This is a genomic window from Hydrogenobacter thermophilus TK-6 (assembly GCF_000010785.1).
Lineage (GTDB): Bacteria > Aquificota > Aquificia > Aquificales > Aquificaceae > Hydrogenobacter > Hydrogenobacter thermophilus.
Genome location: NC_013799.1, coordinates 1338844 through 1364156, shown reverse-complemented (window position 1 = coordinate 1364156; position 25313 = coordinate 1338844). Strand labels below are relative to the sequence as shown.

General features: G+C 44.6%; 30 protein-coding genes and 1 tRNA gene. 8 read left to right on the top strand and 23 right to left on the bottom strand.

Annotated elements, in window-relative coordinates; genetic code table 11:
- From HTH_RS07540 to purN, 6 genes are read right to left on the bottom strand one after another with little or no spacing between them, the layout of a single operon-like run.
- Complete coding sequence (locus tag HTH_RS07540) at window positions 1-789, bottom strand: inositol monophosphatase family protein (protein WP_012964127.1); 789 nt, start codon at window positions 787-789, stop codon at window positions 1-3.
- Between the two features lie 19 nt (window positions 790-808).
- Window positions 809-2071 carry a dihydrolipoyl dehydrogenase family protein gene (locus HTH_RS07535; protein ID WP_012964126.1) on the bottom strand — a complete coding sequence of 421 codons (1263 nt, stop codon included), beginning with the start codon at window positions 2069-2071 and terminating at the stop codon, window positions 809-811.
- Window positions 2072-3316, bottom strand: a complete 1245-nt coding sequence (locus HTH_RS07530; protein ID WP_012964125.1) for a dihydrolipoamide acetyltransferase family protein — start codon at window positions 3314-3316, stop codon at window positions 2072-2074.
- Window positions 3306-4280: an alpha-ketoacid dehydrogenase subunit beta gene (locus HTH_RS07525; protein ID WP_012964124.1), complete on the bottom strand. Its 975-nt coding sequence runs from the start codon at window positions 4278-4280 to the stop codon at window positions 3306-3308. The genes HTH_RS07530 and HTH_RS07525 overlap by 11 nt, the downstream gene beginning before the upstream one ends.
- Window positions 4267-5238 (bottom strand): thiamine pyrophosphate-dependent dehydrogenase E1 component subunit alpha, encoded by a 972-nt coding sequence (locus HTH_RS07520; protein WP_012964123.1) that lies wholly within the window; start codon window positions 5236-5238, stop codon window positions 4267-4269. The genes HTH_RS07525 and HTH_RS07520 overlap by 14 nt, the downstream gene beginning before the upstream one ends.
- A 29-nt stretch (window positions 5239-5267) precedes the next feature.
- The gene (purN, locus tag HTH_RS07515) at window positions 5268-5915 is read right to left on the bottom strand and encodes a phosphoribosylglycinamide formyltransferase (protein WP_012964122.1); all 648 of its coding nucleotides are present in this window, start codon (window positions 5913-5915) and stop codon (window positions 5268-5270) included.
- Window positions 5916-5954: 39 nt separating this feature from the next.
- Between purN and hpf the strand changes: the two genes are divergently transcribed.
- A complete protein-coding gene (hpf, locus tag HTH_RS07510) occupies window positions 5955-6557 on the top strand; it encodes a ribosome hibernation-promoting factor, HPF/YfiA family (RefSeq protein WP_012964121.1) in 603 nt (200 codons plus the stop codon).
- Between the two features lie 5 nt (window positions 6558-6562).
- On the opposite strand, the gene HTH_RS07505 is transcribed toward hpf, so the two are convergent.
- The 16 genes from HTH_RS07505 to HTH_RS07435 form a co-directional block, all read right to left on the bottom strand.
- Window positions 6563-6952, bottom strand: coding sequence for a YMGG-like glycine zipper-containing protein (locus tag HTH_RS07505; protein WP_012964120.1), 390 nt, complete (start codon window positions 6950-6952; stop codon window positions 6563-6565).
- Between the two features lie 18 nt (window positions 6953-6970).
- The gene (locus tag HTH_RS07500) at window positions 6971-7705 is read right to left on the bottom strand and encodes a menaquinone biosynthesis protein (RefSeq protein ID WP_012964119.1); all 735 of its coding nucleotides are present in this window, start codon (window positions 7703-7705) and stop codon (window positions 6971-6973) included.
- Window positions 7702-8715: an anthranilate phosphoribosyltransferase gene (gene trpD, locus HTH_RS07495; protein WP_012964118.1), complete on the bottom strand. Its 1014-nt coding sequence runs from the start codon at window positions 8713-8715 to the stop codon at window positions 7702-7704. The genes HTH_RS07500 and trpD overlap by 4 nt, the downstream gene beginning before the upstream one ends.
- A gap of 6 nt (window positions 8716-8721) precedes the next feature.
- Window positions 8722-8799, bottom strand: a tRNA-Asp gene (locus HTH_RS07490).
- A 17-nt stretch (window positions 8800-8816) separates the two neighbouring features.
- Window positions 8817-9500: an SCO family protein gene (locus HTH_RS07485; RefSeq protein WP_014462637.1), complete on the bottom strand. Its 684-nt coding sequence runs from the start codon at window positions 9498-9500 to the stop codon at window positions 8817-8819.
- A 13-nt stretch (window positions 9501-9513) separates the two neighbouring features.
- The gene (locus tag HTH_RS07480) at window positions 9514-11253 is read right to left on the bottom strand and encodes a cbb3-type cytochrome c oxidase subunit I (RefSeq protein WP_012964116.1); all 1740 of its coding nucleotides are present in this window, start codon (window positions 11251-11253) and stop codon (window positions 9514-9516) included.
- Window positions 11250-11702 carry a cytochrome c oxidase subunit II gene (locus HTH_RS07475; RefSeq protein WP_012964115.1) on the bottom strand — a complete coding sequence of 151 codons (453 nt, stop codon included), beginning with the start codon at window positions 11700-11702 and terminating at the stop codon, window positions 11250-11252. Before HTH_RS07475 ends, HTH_RS07480 begins: the two co-directional genes overlap by 4 nt.
- Window positions 11703-11935: 233 nt before the next feature.
- Window positions 11936-12466 (bottom strand): hypothetical protein, encoded by a 531-nt coding sequence (locus tag HTH_RS07470; protein ID WP_012964113.1) that lies wholly within the window; start codon window positions 12464-12466, stop codon window positions 11936-11938.
- Window positions 12466-12642, bottom strand: coding sequence for a hypothetical protein (locus HTH_RS09985; RefSeq protein WP_012964112.1), 177 nt, complete (start codon window positions 12640-12642; stop codon window positions 12466-12468). Before HTH_RS09985 ends, HTH_RS07470 begins: the two co-directional genes overlap by 1 nt.
- Window positions 12639-12944 (bottom strand): bacteriohemerythrin, encoded by a 306-nt coding sequence (locus tag HTH_RS07465; RefSeq protein WP_012964111.1) that lies wholly within the window; start codon window positions 12942-12944, stop codon window positions 12639-12641. The genes HTH_RS09985 and HTH_RS07465 overlap by 4 nt, the downstream gene beginning before the upstream one ends.
- Window positions 12945-12946: 2 nt before the next feature.
- Window positions 12947-13393, bottom strand: a complete 447-nt coding sequence (locus HTH_RS07460; protein WP_232500421.1) for a V4R domain-containing protein — start codon at window positions 13391-13393, stop codon at window positions 12947-12949.
- A 50-nt stretch (window positions 13394-13443) separates the two neighbouring features.
- Window positions 13444-15087 carry a cytochrome c oxidase subunit I gene (locus HTH_RS07455; RefSeq protein ID WP_012964109.1) on the bottom strand — a complete coding sequence of 548 codons (1644 nt, stop codon included), beginning with the start codon at window positions 15085-15087 and terminating at the stop codon, window positions 13444-13446.
- Between the two features lie 18 nt (window positions 15088-15105).
- A complete protein-coding gene (coxB, locus tag HTH_RS07450) occupies window positions 15106-15828 on the bottom strand; it encodes a cytochrome c oxidase subunit II (protein WP_012964108.1) in 723 nt (240 codons plus the stop codon).
- A complete protein-coding gene (locus HTH_RS07445) occupies window positions 15825-16592 on the bottom strand; it encodes an SCO family protein (RefSeq protein WP_012964107.1) in 768 nt (255 codons plus the stop codon). Before HTH_RS07445 ends, coxB begins: the two co-directional genes overlap by 4 nt.
- 3 nt (window positions 16593-16595) lie before the next feature.
- Window positions 16596-17372 (bottom strand): cytochrome c oxidase subunit 3, encoded by a 777-nt coding sequence (locus HTH_RS07440; RefSeq protein ID WP_012964106.1) that lies wholly within the window; start codon window positions 17370-17372, stop codon window positions 16596-16598.
- A gap of 123 nt (window positions 17373-17495) precedes the next feature.
- Window positions 17496-18374 (bottom strand): FAD:protein FMN transferase, encoded by an 879-nt coding sequence (locus tag HTH_RS07435; RefSeq protein ID WP_012964105.1) that lies wholly within the window; start codon window positions 18372-18374, stop codon window positions 17496-17498.
- Here HTH_RS07435 and HTH_RS07430 point away from each other — a divergent pair.
- Genes HTH_RS07430 through HTH_RS07420 form a run of 3 tightly spaced genes read left to right on the top strand, consistent with a single transcriptional unit; the run spans window position 18373 to window position 21031 of the window.
- Window positions 18373-19458: a C40 family peptidase gene (locus HTH_RS07430; RefSeq protein ID WP_012964104.1), complete on the top strand. Its 1086-nt coding sequence runs from the start codon at window positions 18373-18375 to the stop codon at window positions 19456-19458. The genes HTH_RS07435 and HTH_RS07430 overlap by 2 nt on opposite strands.
- A gap of 9 nt (window positions 19459-19467) precedes the next feature.
- Window positions 19468-20370 (top strand): homoserine kinase, encoded by a 903-nt coding sequence (gene thrB / locus HTH_RS07425; protein ID WP_012964103.1) that lies wholly within the window; start codon window positions 19468-19470, stop codon window positions 20368-20370.
- On the top strand, window positions 20333-21031 hold the full coding sequence (locus HTH_RS07420) for a type III pantothenate kinase (RefSeq protein WP_012964102.1): 699 nt from the start codon (window positions 20333-20335) through the stop codon (window positions 21029-21031). Before thrB ends, HTH_RS07420 begins: the two co-directional genes overlap by 38 nt.
- Here the strand turns inward: HTH_RS07420 and HTH_RS07415 are convergent.
- A complete protein-coding gene (locus tag HTH_RS07415) occupies window positions 21003-21296 on the bottom strand; it encodes a DUF2103 domain-containing protein (RefSeq protein ID WP_012964101.1) in 294 nt (97 codons plus the stop codon). The two genes, HTH_RS07420 and HTH_RS07415, sit on opposite strands and share 29 nt — an antisense overlap.
- A gap of 14 nt (window positions 21297-21310) precedes the next feature.
- Between HTH_RS07415 and HTH_RS07410 the strand changes: the two genes are divergently transcribed.
- From HTH_RS07410 to HTH_RS07395, 4 genes are all read left to right on the top strand, one after another.
- Window positions 21311-21952, top strand: coding sequence for a phosphoribosyltransferase (locus HTH_RS07410; protein ID WP_012964100.1), 642 nt, complete (start codon window positions 21311-21313; stop codon window positions 21950-21952).
- Window positions 21939-22454, top strand: coding sequence for a nitroreductase family protein (locus tag HTH_RS07405; RefSeq protein WP_012964099.1), 516 nt, complete (start codon window positions 21939-21941; stop codon window positions 22452-22454). The genes HTH_RS07410 and HTH_RS07405 overlap by 14 nt, the downstream gene beginning before the upstream one ends.
- A 64-nt stretch (window positions 22455-22518) precedes the next feature.
- Window positions 22519-24231, top strand: coding sequence for an RNA polymerase sigma factor RpoD (rpoD, locus tag HTH_RS07400; RefSeq protein ID WP_012964098.1), 1713 nt, complete (start codon window positions 22519-22521; stop codon window positions 24229-24231).
- Entirely contained in the window at window positions 24228-25277 is a 1050-nt protein-coding gene (locus HTH_RS07395) for a PilN domain-containing protein (protein WP_012964097.1), read from the top strand. The genes rpoD and HTH_RS07395 overlap by 4 nt, the downstream gene beginning before the upstream one ends.
- Window positions 25278-25313 lie beyond the last annotated feature (36 nt).

The following is a 25313-nucleotide window of genomic DNA, read 5'->3' as shown; positions in this document are numbered from 1 at the left end:
TTATAAACCCTCTAAGCTAAATTTTACTGCATTTTCTATGTAAGGATATGCATCTGGAGTGCCTGCTATCACATCCGTGGCTTTTGAGAGTCCTTTGGTGAGATAAACCCTCCCACCAGCCTCTTGCACTATGATGGTGCCGGCACACACATCCCAAGGATTTAGCTCAAACTCCACAAGACCGTCAAAGACCCCCTCGGCAACAAAACAGAGGTCCACAGCCGCAGCTCCGGGTCTCCTCATAGCCCCCACCTTATCAAAAAGATCCCTGAATACCCTCCAATAAATGTTCAAATCTCTCTTTGCTCTTGATGGAAAGCCATAAGCAACAAAAAACTGCCTTACCTGCCTCCTTTTGCTCACCTGCACCCTTTTACCGTTCTTGTAGGCACCTCCACCTTTTAAAGCCCAGTAAAGAGCATCAAAATACGGCAGATAAACAGCTCCTACTATGGGTTCTTTGCGATAGGTAAGACCAACAGAAACACCAAAAATAGGAAAACCAGCTATGTAGTTTTTGGTGCCATCCAGTGGGTCTATGTACCATACATACTCACCCTTATCCTCTCCTCCTTCCTCTTCACCTACCACATGGTGATGGGGAAAGTTGGACTTTATATACTTTCTTATCCTCTCCTCGGATATCCTATCCACAATGCTCACCACATCTTTTTCAAATTTTTCTTTTATGTCATCCTGAGAGAGCCTCCCAAAGTGTTCTTTCAGCACAAGACCCCCAATAAGTGCTGATTCTTTGGCAACTTTTAGAAAAACTTCCAAATTTTCCATTGGTTTGTTAAAAAGTATATCACACGAGCCTCAAAAAGGGTATCTCGCTTAAAGTAGGGTGAGGAAGCAAAACCTTTGACATGTGGCTAATGTTTAATTCAGAGTAAAGAGAGACGGTCAGGCTTGATATTATCTCTCCAGCACCCCTTGAGAGCACCTCACACCCCAGAAGAAAGCCTCTGCTGTCAAAGTAAAGGAAGCACATGCCATCCTCCGAGTGCTGTATGTAAGAAGATGAGAAGGCTCTCAGGCTAACGCTTTTTTCTGTATGCTTTATTCCTCTTCTTTCAAGCTCCATCTTTGTTAATCCAACTTTTGCGTAGGACAGTGGGACAGTATAAAGCACATAGGGAATATTTTCGGGTCTTATGTAAAAGCTTCTCTCCCCAAGTATTCTTTTGCTGACAATGAGGGATTGCATCCTCGCTGCATGAGCAGTTTCGGAAAGTCCATTAACATCTCCTACTGCGTAGTGATCCTTTATGGAGGTCTCGTAATGCGCATCAACAAGTATGTGGTTATTTTCATCTTTCTGTATGAGATCACCCACACACTCCGAATTGGGCACCCTTCTTTTAACAAGCAATGTAATGCTCTCCGTCTTAAAGTCCTTAATGGGGTGTAAGGCTATTCCCAGCAACTCCAATTCTTTGAGGAATCTGTTTTTTATGCTGGTATGGGCAAAGCTCATTGGGTTGTCAAAGTAAAGATTTACCTGAGAACCCAGCACTGCAAAGAAGGTGGCAAACTCAAAGGCTATGTAGTCATCCCCAACTATTTGCAGTTTTTCCGGCAGGCTCTCCAGATTGATAGCTTCATCTGTGGTGATTACACGCTTACCATCTGGCTCAAGTCCAAAGCCCCATGTTTGCCTTTTACCTGTATTCACTATTATGTATCTGCCCCTTATCTGCCTTTCTCCTACCACCACCGTATGCCTATCCGTAAGGGTACCATCGCCGTAAATTATGTCCACACCTTTGAGCAGCCTTTCTATGTCTTCCCTGAGCTTCTTTCTAAGTCTTTCTTTATACTCTACGAGTCTTTTAAGTTTTACATCACCACCCTTCCATTCCAAAAGCCTTGAGTTTTTCATATCGTATATCTTTTGAGCTTCAAAGAGGTAAAGCTTTGTAGGTACGCATCCTTCGTGAAGACAAACACCCCCTAAATGTTCCTTGTTTTTCTCCACTATCGCCACCTTTAAGCCTTTGTTTCTGAGTATCTCTGCCGCAGTGTAGGCCAGTCCACCACCTAAGATGATCACATCATAATCAAACATCTACAAACCTCGCTTTAGAGACTTTATGTAATTCCTGTCAAGCACCTTTTCTTTTAAGTGCTTTACAAAAAGCGCTCCATGCGTACCGTTGACTACCCTGTGGTCAAAAGTGAAGTTTATACTTGCCCTGCCGTTCTCGTCCAGCGCACCAACGGACACTATACATACCTGACCGTAAGGTATCACTGCATCAAAGGAAGCTATTCCAAACATACCCATGTTGGATATAGTCAGCGTCCCGCCTTTTACATCTTCAAGGGTTAGCTTACCTGCCTGAGCCTTTTCCCTTAGCTCCCTTGCCTCCTTAGCTATCTCCAAAAGGCTCTTCTTATTTACCTTCCTTATAACGGGAGCATAAAGCTCATCATCTACAGATATGGCAACTCCAACATCCGCATTGGGTGTTATAAGATAGTGATCTTCTTCAACTGTTGCCCTCAACCTATCAAAGTACATCATGGCATCACCCACTATCTTTATAAGCCAGTGGGTAAGAGTTATGTCCTTATCCCAAGGTATTAGAGACAGGTCAAAGGTTTCGTATATCCTAAAGTGGGGATGCTTTATACTTCTCGTGAGGTTTGCTATAAGGCTTTTTTGGACGCTTGATATGGGGACTCTCTTTGGTATGTTAAACTCCTCAATGTATTCCAAAAGCATGTCCTCTGTTATCTTCTCACCTTTGAAAAACTCCACAAGTCTTTTGGGGTCCAGATGGTAATCCCTTAAAGTTTCCAGTGCCTTTGGCGTAAAGTACCTTTCACTCAGAAGCTCCATTATATCTTTCTCATGAGCGGGTGATGGCAGCCTTCCCTCCTTTTGAAGTTCCTGTAGGTCTATGCCATACTGGGAAGCCAACACTTTAGCATAAGCGGATGCGAGACCAGGTGGTAGCTCAATTCTCTCCACCGGTTTAATTTCCTCCACTTTTTTCTCTACCACCTTCTCCACAGGTTTTTCCTCAGGTTTTTTTATTTCTTGTGGCTTTTCTACCACCGGTCTTTTTTCCGTCAACTCTATGATGGCTATGGTGGTTTTTACAGGAACTTCTTCGCCCTCATTTACAGTGATCTTTTTGAGGATACCGCTTCTGAAGGATTGGAGCTCCATAACTGCCTTCTCTGCCTCTATCTCAGCCAAAACCTCACCCTTTTCTACATAATCGCCCTCCTTTTTGAGCCAGCGCACCACTTTCCCCCTCTCCATAGTATCCGAAAATTGAGGCATCACCACCTCATAATCCATGCCCTTTCCCCCAACTTAGCATCTGCCTGTATATGCTCTCCTGTGTAGGTATGGCTGAAAGCTCCAGCTTTCTGTTATAAGGGATGGGAACTTCCTCGCCGGCTATCCTCAAGGGTGGTGCATCCAAAAAGTAAAACATCTCTTCGCAAACTCTCGCTGAAATTTCCGCACCGAGCCCAAAACTTTTAGGCGCTTCGTAAACCACCACAAGCCTCTTGGTCTTTTTCACAGAGCTGTAAATGGTTTCAAAATCTATGGGTCTTAGGGATATAAGCTCTATCACCTCACAGGATATACCATCTTTCTCTAAATTTTCACAAGCTCTTAATACATCGTGAACCATCTTAAGGTAAGACACCACAGTTATGTCTTTGCCTTCCCTTAAAATCCTTGCTTTGAAGGGGTCAAAGTTTTCCACTTTATAAAATTCAAAGTCCATAGGATAAAGAAGAACATGTTCAAGCAGTATTACAGGGTCGTCAAGCCTTATGGCATACAGGGTTGTGTGGTAAGCACCCGTTGCATCAGAAGAACAAAAAACATAAAGTCCTGGAATGGATGCAAACATATGTTCCAAGCTCTGGGAATGCTGAGCTGCAAGCTGTCTACCCACACCCTGAGGCATACGCACTACCATTGGCAGAGCTATTTTCCCACCGCTCATGTATCTGAGCTTTGCCATGTTGTTTACTATCTGGTCCATCGCTAACATGGAAAAATTCGCCGTCATAATTTCCGCAACCGGTCTTAGACCCATCATTGCCATGCCTATGGCTGTTCCCACTATGGAGTTTTCCGCTATTGGTGTGTCTATAACTCTCTTCTCACCGTACTTGGCAAAAAGACCGTCGGTTACCTTATAGTTTCCACCATAAAAACCCACATCCTCACCAAGGATTATAACTCTCGGGTCTACTTGCATAGCATGGTCAAGGGCTAAGTTTATAGCATCACGGTATAACATCCGCACATACTCCGCAGTATATGTCCTTGTATAGCTCCTCAAGGTCTGGCTCGGGGGAGTTTAAGGCAAACTCCACAGCCTCTTCTATTATTTGTGCTATTTTTTCGTCCATCATCCTTATCTGTTCTGGTGTAAGCCATCCCATCTGCATAGCTTTGTTTTTTAAGTTCTCTATAGGGTCTTTTTTTCTGAAAGTTTCTATTTCCCTGGGTGATCTGTAATCACCCTTGTCAGCCATAGAGTGGCCTTCATATCTGTAAGTTATGGCTTCTATAAAGTAGGGCTTTCCATAATCTTCCAGATATTTTTTAGCGTTAACAACAGCTTCGTAAACTGCAAAAACATCCATACCATCCACCTGAAGGGCAGGCATGTAATCCTTTGCCTTTAAGTATATGTCCCTAAAGGCTGAAACTCTATCTATCCTTGTGCCTATGGCATAAAAGTTGTTTTCACATAAGAATAGTACGGGCACCTCCCACACGACAGCCAGGTTTATGGACTCAAAAAAGCTTCCACCGTTGGTAGCACCGTCACCAAATATGGCAAGGACTCCCGCCTTTTCTCCCATATACTTTCTGGCATATGCAGCTCCAACCGCATGAGGCAAATGCGCGCCTACTATGGCATTTCCACCGTAAAAATCAAGCTTTGGCTCATAAAGATGCATAGAACCACCTTTACCCTTTGATACACCCGTGATTTTACCAAAAAGCTCAGCCATTATGAGCTTTGGGTCCATTCCCCTCGCAAGGGCAAGCACATGCTCCCTGTAAGGACAGAAGAGGTCCCCCTTACCAAATCCAAAAACAGCACCCACGCTGACAGCTTCCTGCCCTATATCAAGATGCAAAAACCCTCCTATATTCCCCTTCGTATACTCTTCCTTTGCTCTTATCTCCAGCTCCCTACCCAGTTTCATATAAAAGTAAAACTTCTCAGCCAAACTCTGGCTCATCTTATCCCTCCCAGCAGTTATAATTATACTCAAAAGACTTCCAGCTGCGGATTTACAGGAAGCGTGCCGTACTTTGCTCCTATTACTTGAACTTTCCTACCTTCCACCTTCACCCTTCCTTCTGCCATCCACCTGATGGCTTGAGGTAATACCCTGTGTTCGTAAGCAAGTATGCGCTCAGAGAGCGTCTCTTCTGTATCGTCCGGAAGCACTGGCACACAAGCCTGAACTATAACTGGACCGCTGTCCAGCTCTTCTGTGACCAAGTGAACTGTACAGCCTGTTATCCTAACACCATACTCAAGAGCTTGCTTTTGTGCATCTTTTCCCACAAAGGCAGGTGTAAGGGACGGATGTATATTTATGATCTTCATGGGAAAAGCTCTTATAAAGTGTGCAGATAAAATGCGCATAAAACCTGCCAGCACCACAAGATCTACCTGAGCTTGTCTTAAACTCCTGATTAGCTCCTCCTCAAAGTCCTGCACATTACCAAAGTCTTTTCTCTTTATTACCACATGAGGTATATGGTGCTTTTTGCATCTTTCAAGAGCATAAGCCTTTTCTCTGTCAGAGATGACTATACTTATACTGCATGGTAGCTTGCCGGACTCTATTGCGTCCACAATAGCTTGCAGGTTGGAGCCTCTGCCTGACACAAGAATGCCTAATTTCATGTTATGATAGTATATCCATAAAGATAGAGGAGGATAAAGATGAATGTGGAATTCATAGGAAAGGGTATTGAATGGACTGATGCCATGAAGAGTTTTGTAGAGGGTAAGCTTGAAAGGTTATCAAGATTTTTGAAGGAAGCGGAGGAAGATCAGGTGGAGGTGGTGGTTACTCTTTCTACCACAAGAGCTAAGCAAAAGGACTTTGCAGGTGATAGCAGACCAACACTTTACAGGATTGACATAGACATGTACCTAAAAACTTGGGGGGGTGGTACTGTTCATGCATGGGAAGAGGATGTGGACATCTTCTCCGCCCTTGATAAGGTTATGGATGAGGTAGAAAGACAGATTATAAAACTAAAACAGCGCAGGCACGAGATAAGAAGAAGAGGAGCCAAGATAAAAGAAGAGGTCTTAAGTGCAGAGCTAATACCCTCTGAAGAGAGAGAGCTACCTCCTGTAATAGAGGAAGAGCTTGTTGTGGAAAAACCCATGAGTCTTGAGGATGCTCTCTTTGAACTCAGAGAGTCAGGTGTTTATTTCCTTCCCTTCGTAGATACAGAGACCGGCACCTTAAGGATACTGTACAGAAAAAGAGGAGGAAACTTTGGTGTTATAAACACCAGATGTAAGATAATGTAGAAGGCTCAAGGACAGACTTCCTTTTCCTCCACTTTTACCAGCTTGCCATTCTGGTAATAATTGGTTTTTACTATTTTACAGTTTCCTCTTGAAGCTACGGGTTCCGCATACACCCTTTCCCTTCCATCTTCGGACCTGTACTCCACTGGCCTGTTATTTACTGCCGCTTCTCTTGCCGCCCTTGCAGATATTTCAGTTATGGTCCCGCCTATAATTGCACCCAAGACGCCACCTATGACCGCTCCCCTCCACCTGTTTTCTTTGTCTATAAGCGCACCTGCTATAGCACCGCCCGCAGCACCCACACCAGCCCCCTGATAAGTTCTTTCTGATGTTACCTGACCGCAACTTGCCAAAAACATAACCGAAACCATAAACAAAGCTACCTTCTTCATTGCTCTCCTCCTTTGTTATTATAATAAACCTCTGGAAGATAAAAATTCCATGAAAATTCTAAGAGACAGCTCTTCTTTCTCGCTTAGCCCATTGTAAAGGCACTGAGTAAAGTATTCAAAAAGCTCTTCTTGACTAAAGCCGTCAACCTTTATCTTCCCTTCCTCCAGGTCCTTAAAAAAAGCCTCCATAGACAGATGGCAGAGCTCTTTTATTCTCTGAGAGAGCCACTCAGGTGCATCTTTTCTGACTATAAAAAGTGCAAAGACAAAGGGAAGATGGTGACTTCTGTACCACTCGTAAGCAAGGTCATAAACATAAGGAAATCTACCCGCCTTTTTTTCATAGAGCGCCTCATCACCTATGAGAAGCAGGCAGTCAGCACTATCTTTTCTTTCCGTATAAACAGGTTTTAGCTTATAAACCTCTTCCAGCAGATAAATGCTTAAGTATTTAGAAGTGATGGAGTTGGGCGTAAGATAAACCCTGCTGACTTGCTCTATTGGCAGTCTTGAAAAGAGCAAAACGGAACACACCCTATCTTTTGAAGATATGGAAACATCTGGCACATATGTATAAAGAGCCTGATTTGTTAAGTACTCAACGGATGAAATTATCCCCGCTTGAAGCTCCCCCTTTCTCAGCATGAGTGCCAGCTCGGAAGGATGTCCCAGCACCAGCTGAATCCGAGGGTCTTCCCATCTGTAAAAGAGAGGCATGGTGTTGAGGTACTTGACTTTACCGACTTTAATCATAATTTTTGGGATAGCTCTATGAACCTCCTTAGCTTTTGGTAAGCTTTACCGCTGTGTATGGACTCCTCTGCCATCTGTAGCGCTGTCTTTTTGTCATCTGTTATACCGGAAGCTATAACCCCAAACATAGAGTTGAGAAGCACCATGTAGTAGGCTGGTGACTCCTCTCCCTTCAGCACGGAAAGAGCCATTTGAGCGCTCTCCTCCACCCCGGAGACGCACACGGAGCTAAGAGGATACCTCTTAAAGTCCATATCTTCTGGCATAAACTCGTAAAGCACCACCTGACCGTTTTTTAGCTCTGCTATCTTAGTAGAGGAGGATATGGAAACCTCGTCAAGCCCATCATTTCCATGAACAACTACCGCACTTATAGAGCCAAGACCCTTAAGAGCGTGAGCCATTCTGTCCACAAGCTTTTCGGAGAAAACGCCCATAATCTGTCTCTTTGCACCCGCGGGATTGGAAAGAGGACCTACCAGGTTGAATATGGAGCGCACCCCCACCTCCCTTCTTGGTCCAAGAACTCTTTTCATAGCGGGATGGTAGATAGGTGCAAACATAAAGCCTATGCCCAGCTCTTGTATCATAATAGCTACTTGCTGGGGACTGAGATCTATCTTTGCACCCAGATGCTCAAGCAGGTCCGCACTACCACTTTTAGAAGAGACAGACCTGTTGCCGTGCTTTGCCACTCTCAGTCCTGCACCCGCAAGGACAAAGGCTGTGACCGTTGACACATTAAAAGTCCCCTGTCTGTCGCCTCCTGTTCCGCAGGTGTCTATGAGCTGCTGAGTGTCAGGCACATCTACCTTCGTTGCCAGCTCCCTAAAGACCTGCGCAGCACCCTCTATCTCCTCAATACTCTCCCCCTTCATCTTCATGCCCATTATAAAAGCGCCTATCTGAGAGTCCGTAGCCCTCCCCTCTATCATATCTCTTATGGCTGTCTTTATCTCTTCCTTGCTCAGGTTCTCAAACTCGGATATCTTGTGCAGTATTTCCTTCATGCTAAGTGGCGGAGCCGACGGGATTTGAACCCGCGCCCTTCGGCTTGACAGGCCGACGTTCTGACCGGGCTGAACTACGGCTCCTAACCCTTTTTATTATATCACCTTTTGAAGATTTTGAGAAGTAGGTAAAGGGAAGACACACCAAAGCCTAAAAGACCAACGAAGAAAAGGTAAGGTCTTAACCTCTCCAGCAAGTCCTCTTTTCCTTCCGCATAATCCAGCGCCTTCTTAAGGTCCTCATACTTAAAGACCACTCCGTAAACATACTTTTTGACCACCATTTCAGGTGAGATAAACACCAGGAGGTTGGGATGGATAAAGTCTTTGCTATTTTGTTCACTCATGAACCTGAAATCTATGGCATCTGTGAGTTTAAAAAGCTCCTGGCTGTCCTTTGCCATAACCACCTTCCAGCCTCTGCCGTCTATGCCATGCTCTTTTTGAAATCTCCGCAGGTCCTCCAGCCTGTCTTTTGGGTCAAAGGTAAAGCTCAGAACCCAGAAGTCCCTTCCGGGAGTCCCAAGCTTGTAGACCACTTTCTTTAGAGAGTCCGTAATTATGGGGCATGCGGAACTGCAGTGGGTGTAGATGGGGCTCAGGATTATGGGTTTTCCCCTAAGGCTGTATAAGTTAAAGCTCTTCCCGTGAGAGTCAATGAGCATCACATCCGGCAGTTTTGTACCGATGGTTCTGGATTCGTTGGGGGGTATGCCTGTACCTTGGGCATACGCAAGAGTAAAAAATAAAAGGAGGGGGAAACACCCCCTGACAAAAAGGCGCACGAGGGAACGCACTTTATTTGACTTCAGCGGTGGACTTTTCTTCCTTTGCACTCTGAGGTTTTGTTATGGGGACAGGATTCTTATCTGTATATCCGGGAGAGTCAAAGAAGACACCCCTCTTGGTAACATCGTAAAGGGCTGGTATGTAAGATAGAACAAAGAGAGCAACGCTGATGGCAAACCACGGTGTCAGACGATTAAGAGCTGGAGCTTTCTCATCGTGCAGAGCCTCAGCTGTGGGAAACTCAAGACTACCTTCCCTTACGCTGGGTGAGAGCAAGGTCCCAAAGAAGGAGATAGCCCAGAAGATAAAACCGAGAACTATTATAAAAGCTGCAAAGGCGGAAAGCTCCGCATAGCCTACCCATTCGGGTCTGTAGAGAGGGGAGTCGGGGTTGAGGTAAGATATGCCAGTGTTGGTCCTTCTGGGAAATCCGTGAAGACCCGCAACGGACATGGCGTACTCAAATATCAGCATACCCTGCCACCAGAGCCACGGAGCCAAAACAGCCAGACCCTTGAACCTTATTTCCTTACCCATAAGCTTAGAAACTAAGTAAAGGGATATACCCAGGAGAGATAAAGTCACGAGCCCACCCACTGTAGTGTGAAAATGCCCAGGCACAAAGGAAGTGTTGTGTACCACCAGGTTTACATTGTAAGAAGCATTTACTATACCGGTTATGCCACCCACAAAGAAGAGGAAGAGACCTGCCATAAAGTAAGAAACCAGCCACTTATCACCCTCCAAGCTTATGTAGGGTATTTTTGTCCACCAGTAGAAAAGAGAGTTTTTCACTTCAGGATATTTGGACTTTATGGAGTACTCAAGGGATGCGGCAACGGTAAAGGCAGTTAGCATGCTGGGAACTGCAACGCCAAAGGTAAACAGAGCCTGTACCAGCTTGTAGCTGTTTGTTACAGCGGGCTCTGTAAACTGGTGGTGAAGACCTACGGGGAAAGAGAACAGGATAAACAGTATAAAGGCAAATCTTGCAGCGCTGTCAGAGTAGAGCTTTCCTTCGCCGGTAACTATCTTAGGCAAAACCGTGTAAAGCATGGTGTATGCAGGCAGCAGCCAGAAGTAAACGAGAGGATGACCAAAAGCCCAGAAGAGCGTTCTGCTAAGAGATGGATTTACCTCGCTTACAAGACCCAAAGATAGTGGAAGCATCTGAAAGACCACAGTTATAACGACGGGAACTAACATAATGACCCACATGATATGGTTGACAAAAACACCAAAGACTGCGAGGGGTACCTTTTCACCTGGATGCTCCCTTCTCCAGGATATGTAGTTGGGTGCCCAGTCAAAAAACAGGGGAACTATGGAACCAACGAGCAGAAGCGCCGCACCTATGTAAAAGGCAGGGTGAGCTATAAGTGGAAGGTAAAAGGTGTAAAGCACATTGGCTTTGCCGGCAAACATAGCCCAAGCTGCCATAAGAGTTCCTATCACCATCATAAGGAAGCTCGCCCACTGAACAGCCGGTCTTAAAGGCCTCTTAAGGTAGTAGAGAAATACAGCATTTCCAAAAGCCACTATTACCATCGTGGTAAAGACGACTGCATTTATGACGCCGTGTAGCGTAAGCCCTTGGTAGTACTCTATACCGAGGAAGGACATATCCTTTATGATGCCCGCTCTGTAGAGTGCCTGCATAAGCCCGTGGTATATACCAAAGATGAGAAGCAGGATGGGAAATATTATCTCACCGAGAATGACCGTCTTTATACTTCCTTCCACCTTCATTTTTGCTCACCTCCTTTTACCACTATCTTTGTAGTCATATCCTGATGTCCTATACCGCAGTATTCGTGGCAAACTATGTGATAAACGCCGGGCTTTTCAAACTTGACCCTTGCGTAAGATATGGCTCCCGGTACAGCCATTAAGTTAACATTGGTTCCATCAATCTGAAAGCCGTGGATCACATCCCCGCTGGTAAGGTAAATGTCCACCGTGGACCCCACTGGCAGTTCCACATCCGCAGGCTCAAAGTACCACATCTTGGCAAGGTAGTGAATCTCGTACCTGTTGGGTGCGTGTTGTATCACCTGACCCTGCGTATAAGGTTTAACATCCGTTATGCAGGTGGGCACATCAATGTTTAAACCTTTGGCTGCGTAAACTATGAGAGCAAAGAAAAAACTCAGGAAAAGCACCGCTGTGATGAATGCACCCTTCTCCGCCCTATCCATGGCATTACCCCCTTGCCAAAAGTGTAAAGTAGATGGAGAGCCATACCAGGGCATAAAAGGCAAGCATGAACACTAAAAAGGCTACCGCACCTTTTGGAAAGAACTCCTCGTGTCCTTCCATGTGGCACCTCCTTTGTTAATTCAGCTTATAAGCTGTACTTATAAATATATAAGGATTTTCTTATAATGTCAAGCATTACTATTTAGCAAGAAATCATTAATAGATTTTTTTACTAAGAAATCTTATTTTCTACTATATCCCACGCCCTGCTCCCTTTCCTGTAGATGCCTTCCACCCTCTTGAGGCTTATGTTTCTCAGCTTTCTGTAAGCTTCCAGGTCTTCTATAAATCTCTCAAGGTGCTCGCAGGAGTCAAAATAGAGCAGTTCTTCACCCTCCCTTGCCACGCAGTAATCGTCTTCCTTTTTGACAAAAGCGCTACACACTGGGCATCGGGTACCTTTTGGAGGGGGCGGAGGTGGTAAAAACTTCTTTTCCCTTTTCTCCATGAAGGCGTAAAAAGCTGTAGCAAGTACCACAAAGAATACAAAAGTTTCAAAGGCAAAGGAGTATTCTACAGGATACTTCTTTGAGAAAAAGTTTATTACAGACACGAAAATGCCAAGAAGGGTTATACCCGCCACGAAAAATATGTATCTCACTCCAATACCTTTAAAAACGAAGAGCAGAATTATACCAAAACTTAGCATCTCAAAAACTCTTGAAAAGATCATGAGTATGTGACCTACGCTGAACTGGTCCATTATCTTTTCTCAGGAGCTATGTAAGGCACCTTTTTTATGTTCTTCAGTCTGTAAATAAAATATTCCCTGTTTTTTTCAGAAAGCGCCATACCCAAAAAACCTGTCATGAATCCTGCCAGCACTAGAAGACCTAAAAGTATCCCCAAAAGCCTCTTCTTGCCTTCATCGCTCATCATATCAAACCCCTCTCCTTTGCATAAATTCCGTACTTTTTGTCCGTTTTGGCAATGTGATTGTATAACCATCCCCATGAGTAAGATAGAGCCTCTCTAAAGGCTTTTAAGTCTCCTCTCTCTACATATGGAGCTAAGTTCTTAACTTCCCTGCGAAAAATCTCGTGCACTTTCCTGTGGCTTTCCAGTTCAGGATAACCTATTTTTAAGGGCTCATAGGTATTATTTAAAAGAGCTACCAGTCTCAAGTGTTGCTTATCCATCTCTTCAACATGTGTGATGAGACTGTTGTCAAACTCTATCATAGTTATTCCCTCCTTATCTCAAAAGTGCATGTATCTTCTCCCATGCTTTCGCACTCTATTTCTTTACAGCTCCACCTTCCACCAAAGAAAGCCTCCATAACTCCAGCAAATCCACCCTGAAGTGGTATGCACATAGGTTTTTTACTATCCTGACTTGCTGAAAAAACGCTCCCCTTCACACCCACAATTACTCCCTTATCTGTAACTTCCCACCTTTTAATCTCAGATACTGTACCAGTTTCTAACAGGGAAGCAAGCTCCTTTAATAATTTTCCTGCTATCTGTCCGGCGCTCTTGCCTGCCATGTTCAGCAATCCCCCAAGCCCTATCCCGGTAAACTTAAAGAGGTTCCTGTAAAATTCCTGCACTGGTTCCTTCAATACTACAAACCCCTTTTCTTTTAACATTAATCTTGTTTTATAAAGCAGGTCTAACTCATCCATTTCCATGTTATACTCCTTTATAAAAAGCCCCCCGAAAGGGGGAGAAGGGTGCACCATCACACATGGGCGTGGTATCCCTTGTAGAAGGCATAGGGATGCCAGTCTTCTGGAACTTCCACGGGTGTTTTCTTGAAGTTGTGGGGTCCTACCGGCGTGTCCGTCATGGACCACTCAAGGGAAGGGGACTTCCAAGGGTTGTCTTCCGCTTTTGGACCTTTTAGGCTAATTACCCAGTTTATTAGAGATACGAGTATGCCTATGCCCAGCAGCACCGCTCCTACCGTTTGCACCTGATTGAGAGTCACCCATGTAGGTATAGGAGGATAATCCGCATACCTTCTTGGTTCTCCCAGTATTCCGGTAACCATCTGAAGGAAGTAAAAGATGTTAGCTCCTATTAGCATGAGCCAAAAACTAAGTTTGCCAAGACCTTCCGAGTACATCCTACCGGTGACCTTAGGATACCAGTAGTATATACCGCTGAAGGCTGCAAAAGTCAGAGCCATACCTAAAACATAGTGAAAATGCCCCACTATAAACATGGAGTCGGATATGCCAAGGTCTATGGAAACCATGGCGTTGGGAATGCCCGTTAGCCCCCCTATTAAAAACATGAGTATACCACCAAAGGTAAATACCATGGGGGTGTTGTACCTTATGGCTCCCTTGTGAAGTGTTGCCACCCAGTTGAAGATCTTTATACCTGTTGGGACTCCTACAAGCACTGTGGTGTAGGAGAAAAGTACCCTTGCCCAGTCGGGAACGCCAGAAACAAACATGTGGTGTATCCATGTTTCAAAACCTATGAAGGCTATTGCGTAGATGGCTATCATCATGGATATGTATCCAAAGATAGGCTTTCTCGCCATGGTGGCTATCACTTCTGAAAATACACCAAAGGCTGGAAGTATCATCACATAAACCGCTGGGTGAGAGTAAAACCAGAAGATGTTTTGATAAACAAGGGGATCTCCACCCAGAGCAGGATTAAAGTAGTTCATGTGGAAGTACTTATCAAGGAGAAGGAGGTTCACCGCTCCGAGAAGCGCCGGCACCCCAAAGAGCTGTATGAGGTTTGTAGCCATAATTGCGTGTACGAAGAGGTTGAGCTTTGTCCATCCCAGACCCTTTGCCCTCATTCTTATGATGGTGGTTATGAAGTTTACAGAGCCTGCGGTGGCAGACACTCCGTAAAGGTCAACTATCAAAGTGTAGAGAGCTGTAGGTCCGGCATTGTCGTTAAGAGCGTAAGGAGGATATCCTGTCCAGAGCATCTTTATCCAGTTGCCGGGTATTAAAGTTAGAAGGACGAGAAGACTTGCTCCAAGGAAAGCCCAATAACTAAAAGCGTTTAGTCTTGGAAAGGCAACATCTCTTGCTCCTATCATGAGAGGTATAAGGAAGTTGGAGAAAGCACCCGTCCATATGACTACAGCCCACCACAGGAGCATAACAGCCCCGTGTCCGGTAAGGAGATAGTTGTACAGGTCCGCACCTTCCTGACCGAAAAGCCCAGGTAGCTGAATACCCGGCTTTGTAAGCTCAAGCCTTATAAGGAGTCCAAATAGTCCCGCCACCACAAAGAACACTAAAGCGGTAACAAAGTAGAGCATACCTATCTTTTTGTGGTCGGTGGTGAATATCCACTCTTTAAGAGTGGCACCATACCAAGTTCCTGCAGGTGCATGTGCTACAGCCATGATTACACCTCCTTTTATTTATTGTTGAACAGGTTGTTGCTGCATCGTGCCCGTGCTGAGCCAAGCGTTAAACTCAGCTTCGGGTACAACTTTTAAAACAGCAAACATATGGGAATGCCATGTTCCGCAAAACTCCCTGCACAGAGCATAGTACTCACCCGGCTTGTTTATCTGAAACCAGAGATGTGTAAGCCTGCCTGGCACAGCATCTTCGGTGACCATAGCAGGCAACACAAAGAAGGAGTGTATTACATCTCTTGAGGTGAGGATGACTTTGATGGGTTTGCCTGCGGGTATGTAGGCTTTTTGTTCTTCCGGAACGGTATAACTCTGAGGATTGAAAAAGGCATAAACCTTCTTACCGTTGGGATACTCAAACTCCCACCCCCACATAAAACCAACCACCTTAATTTCCATAGCTCCCTCGGGTGCGTTCCTTTGCTTTACAAAGTTGGCAAAGGAGTAAGTGGCTAAAAAGAGAACTATGATTATGGGAATCACAGTCCAGACCACCTCAAGAGCTGTATTGCCCTCTATGTGTTCGCCCTCCTCATGCACCCCCGCCCTATACCTGTACTTGAGCATGAAATACAGCGCCGGTATGGCTACCACTAGATAGATAACCACTGCCACAGCAAGCCACACCTTATAAGAGTTTTCCCAGTAAACCTTGGGATAGGCTAAAACCTCTTGAGCAAAACTGCTTCCGGCAAGTATCAGTAAAAGGCTTAAAAATCTCATGTTTTTACCTCCCTTCTGGGTTTTAAAAAGGCGTAAGCTAAGGTCAGGCTGACGAGCCCAAAACCTGCAAGCCCAAAAAATACGGTGGGATTAAGCCCGTACTTCCCCGTATTGGGGTCGTACCTGTAGCACACCAGGAAGGCAAGGTCCACAAAGGAGTTTTTTGTAATCTTGGAACCTCTTGCCTCCGCAAAAGCAATCCTGAGGTCCCTCTCCTTCGGGCTTATACCATACAGGTACCTGACTACCTCCCCTTCAGGCGACAGAAAGGTTATAACATTCGGATGTACAAAAACCCTGTCCCTGTGAGAGTAAAAGAACCTGTAGCCTATTGAAGATGTCAGCTTTTTTATATCTTCTTCCTTCATAAGTCCAAAGGTCCAGCTACTGGGAACATTGCCCAGCTTGAGCTTGAAAGCTTTCAGGCTGTCCAGAGTGTCCTCCTTATCAAAGGAAAGGACCAGCACCCTGAAGTCTTCGTTTAAGTTCTTTGTAGCATCAAGCGCACCCTTTACGAGGATAGGACACGCCGAGTCGCATGTGTAGTAAGCCAGTATTAGTGCGGTAGGTTTTCCTTTCACAAAATCCAAAAGGCGATGTTTCTTACCTCCTTCGTCAGTAAAGGTCACATCGGGAACATAAGCGCCTAAGTATTTGTCCTCATCTATGCGCATTACGGATGCATCAAAGTAACTTGGCACCTCGCGCATTCCCGGCATGCCAAAGGTACACGCCCAGAGGAGAAGCAGAGCCAAAGCAAGCATGGCTCAGAAGGTCCCGTAAGAGCCTACTATGTAAGCGGTACCTGCTACCAAAAGCCACGCGATATCCACAAAGTGCCAGTAATAACTCGCAGCCTTAATGGGAGTTATCTTACCAAGAGCTTTACCACTATTAAGAAGAAGCACAAGCTGTATAAGCACTCCCAAAAGCACATGCGAAGCATGAACACCTGTCAGGGAGTAAAAGCCCGTCCCGTACATGTTGGAGCTGAAGGTAAAGCCCTTTTCCCAGAGGTGCCTCCACTCCAGAGCGTGCAGTATAAGGAAGGAAGAACCCAGAATTATGGTAGCTATAAGCCAGATTCTGTATCCACCAAGGTCGTTGTGTTCTAAGGCTTTTTCCGCCTTGAGTATGGTAAAGCTTGATGCCCAGAGTATTAGGGTCAGGAGAGCCACGAGAAGTAAGTTCATACCGCCTTCCGGTATCCACTTGGGCCACTCAGTGGCATGCGTAGCCCTTGCCGTCCAGAAAGCTGTGAATAGACTACCAAATATGATGATCTCAGCAAAAACAAACCACACAATACCCTGAAAGGCATTACCCTCATCCCTGCCCTTGGAAAAGTACTCGTTAGCCCATCCACCTACACCAACAGCTAAAAGAGCAAGCCCCAAACCACCCGTTAGAACCGCCAGTAAGGGAAGGTGCCATACGAAGAAGGATATGAAAGCAAGCGAAAAGAAAAAGACAGAGAGACCAGCCGGCAGAGACCATACGCTGGTCTCATGATGCGCCAATGTGTGTGTTCCCTCGTGCGCCATCTTACCAACCTCCTTGGTATTTTATGACCTATATAGATGATTTATATCACTTTATTAACTATTTGTCAAGAGTTATCATCTAATAATATTTTTTCATTATCAGGTTTGAAGATTTATAAATCTTTAATTTCCCTCGGACCTGCGAAACATAACCATCTCAAAGTAATCAAGAAAGGCTCTGTTAAAGTAAAGGGAACCATCCGTGTAGAGTAGTAAAACACCCACATTTTGATGTTCTTTAAGAAATTTCCGCCTTTGCTCATCGCTCATGGCAAATATAGCTGTAGAAAGGGCATCGGTGATGGTGCAGTCTGAGTAAGCAACGGTCACCTGAAGAAGGCTGTTAGGCTCTCCTATTATATGATGTCTGAAGTAATTGCCGGAGGTGGAAAGGCAAAGGTCCTTCCTGTTTATTCCCTCCATGAGAACACCTCTTGTTGTAGGGTCATAAACTGCCAAGAGTCTCTTCTCTCCCCATACCTTCATATCTCCCGCTATGGATATAAAACCTTTTGGTAATTTAAGATGCTGGTAAGCTTTCTCTACTGCGTAGCCCTTTCCTATTCCCCCCAGGTCTATAGCCATGCCCTTCTGGGTTAAAAAAACCTCGTTGCCTTCTATTTTCACCTGTCTGTAATCTACCAGCTTTCTTGCCTCTTCTTCTGAGAGTTCCTTCCACCGTTTTGCTCTTATTGTAATGGCACCCACGGTTATGTCAAAGGCACCATCCGTAATTTGTGAGATATAAAGGGCTTTTTTTATGACCTCCAGCGTTTCCTCAGACACGGCAACGGGTTTTATTCCCGCATTTTTGTTTATCTTTGAAACTTCTGAGTTTTCTATGTAATCAGAAAGCTTCTCTTCTAAGCTTCTCATGTATCTGTATGCTTGGTAATTTTTACCATCTGGCAGGTCAATAATGGCATAAGTTCCCATAAGGTAAAAAACCTCTTCCTTTGAGAAGGCTAAGGAGCAAAGAAGAAGTATTAATATAATTGGCATGGGGGTGCTTCTCCTTTTACTCATTAGTATATCTTACGCTCTGCAGGTGAGTGATGTAAATTATCAAGCTTACAGCAAAATTCCCTACATGGCAAGGATTGAGGATTTCCCGGATGTAATCAGTGGCGATACAGTAAAAAGGTGGATGCTTGAAGACACCATTCCCGTAGAGGAGGAGGTTGTAAAAAATGCAAATCTTGATGCCATTGCCGAGAAAGTCAAAGTTTCTTTCGGTTGGACCAAAAAGAGGACAAACATGAGGATGTATCCCACGGATAAACCTATATACGGGAAAAACAAAGACATAGACCTAAGCCAGTACACCCTGCTGGAACCATTAACCTTTTTAGCGGTACTTCACACTTCCAAAGACGGTATGTGGGTTTATGTACAATCCCCCTTCATGAGAGGATGGGTAAAAAAAGAGGATGTGTTGATAAGAAATAAAGAGGAAGTGCTCAGGGTCAAGGCTTTGCCCTTTCTTGTGGTGTTAAAACCAAGACTTTACATAGGTGGGGTTGAATTTGGGCTCGGATCAAGGGTGCCTTATGTGGAAAAGCAAGGTAAACGCTACAGAGTTCTTCTTCCCGATGGCTCTTACAGATGGGTAGAGCTCTCAGATGGCTTTGCGGAAGGATACTTACCTTACTCGGAAGAGAGAGTAAAAGGTATTCTAAGCAGCCTTTTGGGCGAGCCCTACGATTGGGGTGGTAAGAACGGCTCCTGGGACTGCTCAGCTCTTGTGAAAGATGTCTTTTCCCTTTTTGGTCTTGAGCTCCCAAGAAACTCAAGCCAGCAGATGCAGATAGGGATAAGAGTGACTGAAAAAGTAAGTAGCTACCATGATCTAAAAAATATACTGACAAAACTTCCACCTTTCAGGACTCTCATCTTCTTTAAGGGTCATGTTATGATCTACGGAGGTATAGAGGAGGGAGACCCTGTTGTGTACCACGCTCTTTACGGCATTGTGAGGGATGACGGAAGCTATACTCCTGTGAAGAGGGTAGAAAAAAACAGGCTGGAGAGGGATATGCTCACCAACATATACAGAAGGATAGTCAGCATAAATGTGTTGCCTTAAAATACTTCCATGCTTGGCATAAGCGTTCCTGCAAGCACCAGCAATCTTGGATGCGGTTTTGATGCTTTTGGGCTTGCCCTTAACCTGCGCAACGAGTTTCTGGTAGAGGAATGGGAGAGCTTTAGGGTTTACATAGAGGGTGAGGGTGAGCATCTTCCAAGGGATGAAAACAACCTGTTTATAAAAGCCTATCTTAAAGCCTGCCAGCGCCTTAGAGTTGAGGCAAAACCTTTAAAGGTTGTCCAGAAGAATAGAGTTCCTACCGCAAGAGGCTTGGGTTCGTCCGCAACAGCCATAATAGGTGGTATAACCGCCTGCGAGATTATACACGGAAAAAGTATGAGTCATCAGGAAAAGTTAAGGATAGCTCTCAGTTTGGAACCACATCCTGATAATCTCACTCCAGCTCTGGTGGGTGGTTTTGTCATATCCCTTCTGGATGAGGATAAAGTCATTTACACAAAGCTGGACTTTCCAGAAGACATAAAGCTGGTGGTAGCAGTGCCAGATTTTGAGCTTTCCACACATGAAGCAAGGAAGGTTTTAAAACAGATGGTTAGTCTGTCGGATGCTGTCGGCAATGTGCAAAGAGCCAGCCTTATGATAGCCAGTCTGTGTCAGAAAAGGTATGAGCTTTTAAAAGAAGCGGTAAAAGACAGACTGCATCAGCCACACAGAGCTAAGCTGATACCGGGATTTTACCGCGTGTTGGAGCGAGCTTATGAAGAAGGGGCTCTGGCGGTCTTTCTGAGCGGTGCTGGACCTTCCATAGCAAGCTTTTCAACGGAGAACTTTGAGTCTATAGGGAAGGCTATGGTGAAAGCTTTTGAGGAGGAGGGGGTGTCAGCAAGGTATCTGGTGCTTGATGTTAGCAATGAAGGGACAAAGGTTTACCAAAGTTTTGATTCTTGATGTGGGAAACACCAGCGTTGATGCCTGTCTTTTTGAAAAAAATGAGCTTATTTTTTTGGGAAAGTTTGCCCACGAAAAAGTAGAAGAGCTTAAAGGTGACTATGATAAGGTTTATATAGCATCTGTAAAGCCTTCCCTGAACTTCACTCTGATGGAGGTTTTCAAAAATGCCGACTTTATAACGCATGAATGTGTACCTCTGAGAGCCTCCTTTGATACCAGGAAGGTGGGTATAGACAGGCTTTTAAACCTTTATGGCGCTCTTAGCTTTTACTCAGACAACGCTCTTGTAGTCAGCTCCGGCACAGCCCTTGTGCTTGATGCTTTGGTGGATGGTGTGTTTGAAGGTGGGTTTATAAGTCTTGGTCTTTCTGGAAAACTAAGATGCCTCTCGGAGAGAGCTGAACTTGTCCCTTACATAAATCTTGAAAAAGTGCAAGAGGTGTTTCTGGGAAGGGACACAAAAACTGCTCTTTTAGGTGGGATAATGAAAGAAGCTAAGAGCTTTATAAAAGCTGTCCTTGAAGAGCTAAAAACTCACTACTTTAAAGAGTTTTCTTTGATAATCACTGGAGGTGATGGATGGCTACTTGAAGATTTAGGCACTTACGACCCTCTTTTGCTTCACAAGGCTATACTTCGTATTTATAAACTTCTCTAAACTGTCTTTCAAAAGCTTCACTGTCAGTGCACACTACAAACACCTCTTGAGTGGATGTGCCAGTCTTGTAAAGAAGCTTGAAACCCGTGGAAGTTCTATACTTTAAGAATATCCCTTTTGAACCTCTTCCTCTGTTCTGTCTTGATATTCTGCCGGGTATTATGCTTTTTACACTTTCAAAAGACGATATAATTCTCAGGTGTTTCTCAAGACCTTCCAGTAAGCTGTGTTCCATCTTTACCTTGTCTTTCCTGCGTTTGCTCATATATTTAATTTAAGATGGTTTTTTCCGATAGAGTATCCGCAGGAATTCTGTTGGGGGAGTATATAAAGGATAAGATAGACAGAGAGTTAAACCCAATAGTTCTTGGTATACCAAGGGGTGGGGTGGTTGTGGCAAAGGAGGTGGCACGAGTTTTAAGCCTTCCCATGAGCCTGCTTATAGTGAGAAAGCTGGGCGTACCTCAAAATCCGGAGCTTGCCTTTGGAGCCATAGACCCTGACGGTGAGGTCTACCTTGACAGAAAAACTGTGGGCTACTTTAAGATCTCTGAAGACGCCATAAAGCAGGTGGCTCAGGAGGAGCTTAAAAAGATAAGGGAAAGGGAAAGGAATTTTCTAAAGGGGAAAATGCCAGAGGTAAGAGACAGGGAGGTGATAGTTGTTGACGATGGCATAGCAACAGGTTATACGGTGATAGCGGGTGTAAACTTTGTCAAGAGGAAGGGCGCTGTGAAAGTTCTTGTTGCATCTCCTGTGTGTCCCACAGATACCATAAGAAAGATAAAGGAGTATGCTGATGAGGTTTACTGTTATTATGAGTCTGACGAGCCGAGCTTTGCAGTAGGTATGTTTTACAGAGATTTTCACGAGGTAAGGGACGAGGAAGTTATGGAGCTTCTAAAAAATGGAGTTCTTTGAAGTGATAAAAAATAGACATTCGGTGAGAAGCTACAGGAAAGATCCTGTGGAGAAAGAGAAGATACAATGGATACTAAAAGCTGCAAGTATGGCACCATCTGCTGGTAATCTGCAAGCCTTTGAGGTAGTGTTGGTAAGCGACGAAAAAAAGAAGGCGCAGGTGGCAAGATTTGCCTTAAATCAGTGGTTTATTGCAGAGGCTCCTGCTATCCTTCTATTCTTTGCCAACCCAGAGAGGAATGTGTGGAAGTATGGCAGGAGAGGTCTGGAACTCTACAGCCTTCAAGATGCCACCATAGCCTGTGCCTATGCTCAACTTGCAGCAACTGCGATGGGTTTGGGCACATGCTGGGTAGGTGCCTTTGACGAAAATGGATTGAAGCAGTTTCTTGGCGTACCGGGATCTTGGAAGCCTGTCTCCATACTTACCATAGGATATCCAGCAGAAGAACCCATCAGAGTACCAAAGAGGTCCGTTGAGGACTTTTTACATGTCAGGTAAGCTACGCTCGTTGCCAATGATCTCAAGGGAACTATATTATAAAAATTTATGAAGGAGGTAAGGTATGCTGAGTAAGGACAACATAAAAAAGCTCATGGAACTCGGTGAGAAAGGGTATGTAACCTATGACGAGATTAACGAAGCTTTAGGGGAAGATGTTGTTGATTCAGAAGCATACGAAGAGATCATGGACTTCCTTCAGGAAAGGGGCGTAAGGATCATAGAGAGTGAAGAAATAACAGAGGAGCTGGAGCATGGCGACGAGTTTACTGTGTCAACGGAAAACCTCCTTCTGACCGCAAGAGATGGCGACCCGGTAAAACTTTATCTTAGAGAGATGGGAAGGATACCCCTTCTGAGTAGGGAAGAGGAGATCATGTACGCAAAACAGATAGAGATGGGGAGGAAGATCATGAGGCGAGGGCTTTTGAGAACTTCCTTTCTTATTGACCGGGTGTTGAGAGAGTGGGGAAATGTTTGCAACGGAAAGATAAAAGCTACGGACCTGATGGATACAATGGATGAGAGCAAAACGGTGGAGGAGTATGAGGAGAGCCACGAACACCTTGAAAGATACTTCATTGAAAAGGGTCTTGAGCTTGCAAAGGCATACAAAGAAGCGCTTGTCTGGAGGGAGCTTTACCTTAAATATCAAACACCAGAAGACAAAAGGAAGTATCTTGAGAAACATGCCAAGATGAACAGAGTATTAAAGGATATGAAACTCAAGTATTCCAAGTTTGAAAAGATAGCAGACGAACTTTTAAACCTGTATAAAAGGTACACCAAGAGGTTAAAAGAGTATGAAGCAAGAAGGAAAAAGTTAGAAAGCATATATCCCAATGTGGAAGAGCTGATAAAGTTTTACGATCAAAGACAGGACCTGCAGCTCAGGGCAGAGAGGGCGGGTTATGGATTTGCCAGATTTCAGGTTCTTAGGAGTGAGTATCTAACCCTTGAGAGGGAGGTAAAAGAACTTAGAAAAGAGTTGGGGGTTTTGCCAGAGGAGCTGGATAGAGTAATGCACATCATAAAGGAAGGCAGGACAAAGGTAACAAAAGCAAAGCAAGTTATGGTCAAGTGTAACCTAAGGCTCGTAGTGTCTATCGCTAAAAAGTATGTCAACAGAGGTTTGCACTTTCTGGACCTTATACAGGAAGGCAACATAGGTCTTATGAAGGCAGTAGACAAGTACGATTACAGAAAAGGTTATAAGTTTTCCACCTATGCCACATGGTGGATAAGGCAGGCTATAACCCGGGCTATAGCGGATCAGGCGCGGACCATAAGAATACCAGTTCACATGATAGAAACCATCAACGACATTACAAAGGCTCACAAAAAACTCTTTCAGGAGCTGGGGCGCGAACCTTTCCCTGAGGAGATAGCTAAATATCTGGGCATATCGGTGGAAAAGGCGAGGAAGGTTATGAGAACTTCTCAAGAGCCTATATCTCTTGAGACACCCATAGGGGACGACGAAGAAACTCACCTCAAAGACTTTATAGAAGACAAGAGTGTCTTATCACCTGAGGAGCAAGTTTCAAGAAAACTCCTCAGGGAACAGCTTATAAAGGTGCTAAGCACTTTGGGAGAAAAAGAAAAGGAGATCCTCATGTACAGGTATGGACTTGTTGATGGTACAGAGTACACCTTAGAGCAGATAGGCAAGATGTTCAATGTAACTAGGGAGAGGATAAGACAAATAGAAACCAAAGCTATAAGAAAACTCAGGCATCCCGCAAGAGCTAAGTATCTGAAAGATTTTGAGATATGAAGTTTAGGAAAGAAAACATTGGGATAGAGCTAACGCGCGGGGGTATATATGCATGTTCGCACGAGGGAAGGTTTCGTATAACAAGCTTTGAGGAACTCAAAAAGGTCTCGGTTGGTAAGTCCTTAGGTGTAGCCATAGGAAGAGATGTACTTTTCGTAAGGAAGTACAGCTTTCCTGTTGAGGCGCTCGAAGACATAAAAGAGGCAGTTATATTAAACATAGAAGAGATATTTCCTCTTAAGGAACCTTTAACGGTAAGCGTCTTACCTTTGGAAGCATCGGAAAAGGAGGTGGAGTGTCTGATATTTGCCATACCTCAATCTTTGTACGATGAACTCCTAAGCTTGCCTAACCTGAGGTTCCTTGTTCCATCACCCGCTCTTTACAGATACTTAGGGGATGGACTCTTTTACAGGAACTTAAGGGAGGGGCTTTATGAGAAGGTGCTTATAAAGGATGGTAAGCTCACAGACACAGTGCTATCGGAGAAGGCGGACGGCAAAGTTATTGAGGATGAATACAGCGTTGCATGTTTGGCTCTGGAGGCGCTTTTAAAAGGTGAGCCTTTGGAACCTGTCTTTTACGATAGGCGCAGGTTTTTTCCAATTAAAATTGGCAAAAGATACCTCTACACAGCAGCAGGAGTTTTTATCTTCCTTCTTTTGGGTTTAGGTGCTATGGCTTACGACCTTTACTACCTAAAAGGTAAGTTAAATAGGGTAAATGAGGAGATAGAAAAGCTACAGCCCCTGGCGGATAGGTACGAGACTAAGCTAAAGGAAGTTAATGCAAAAAGGACAGTGCTACAGCTACTCAAAGGGGAGAGCTTTCTGAAGGCTTTTGCCAACTTGGTGGAGGTCCTTCCTGCAAAAACTAAGATAGTGAACCTTTATTACGATGGTAAAAGCATAACTATAGAAGGCTACACACCATCCCTTTCACTACTTACTCAAAGTCTTCAAGGTAAATACAAAGATGTTCAAGTGCAGTCATCACAGCTTAACCCTCCCTATGGTCAGCCTTTTAAGATAAGGGTAGGGCTCTAATGCTGTTGATACATAGGTGGGAGTGGTTTATAATAT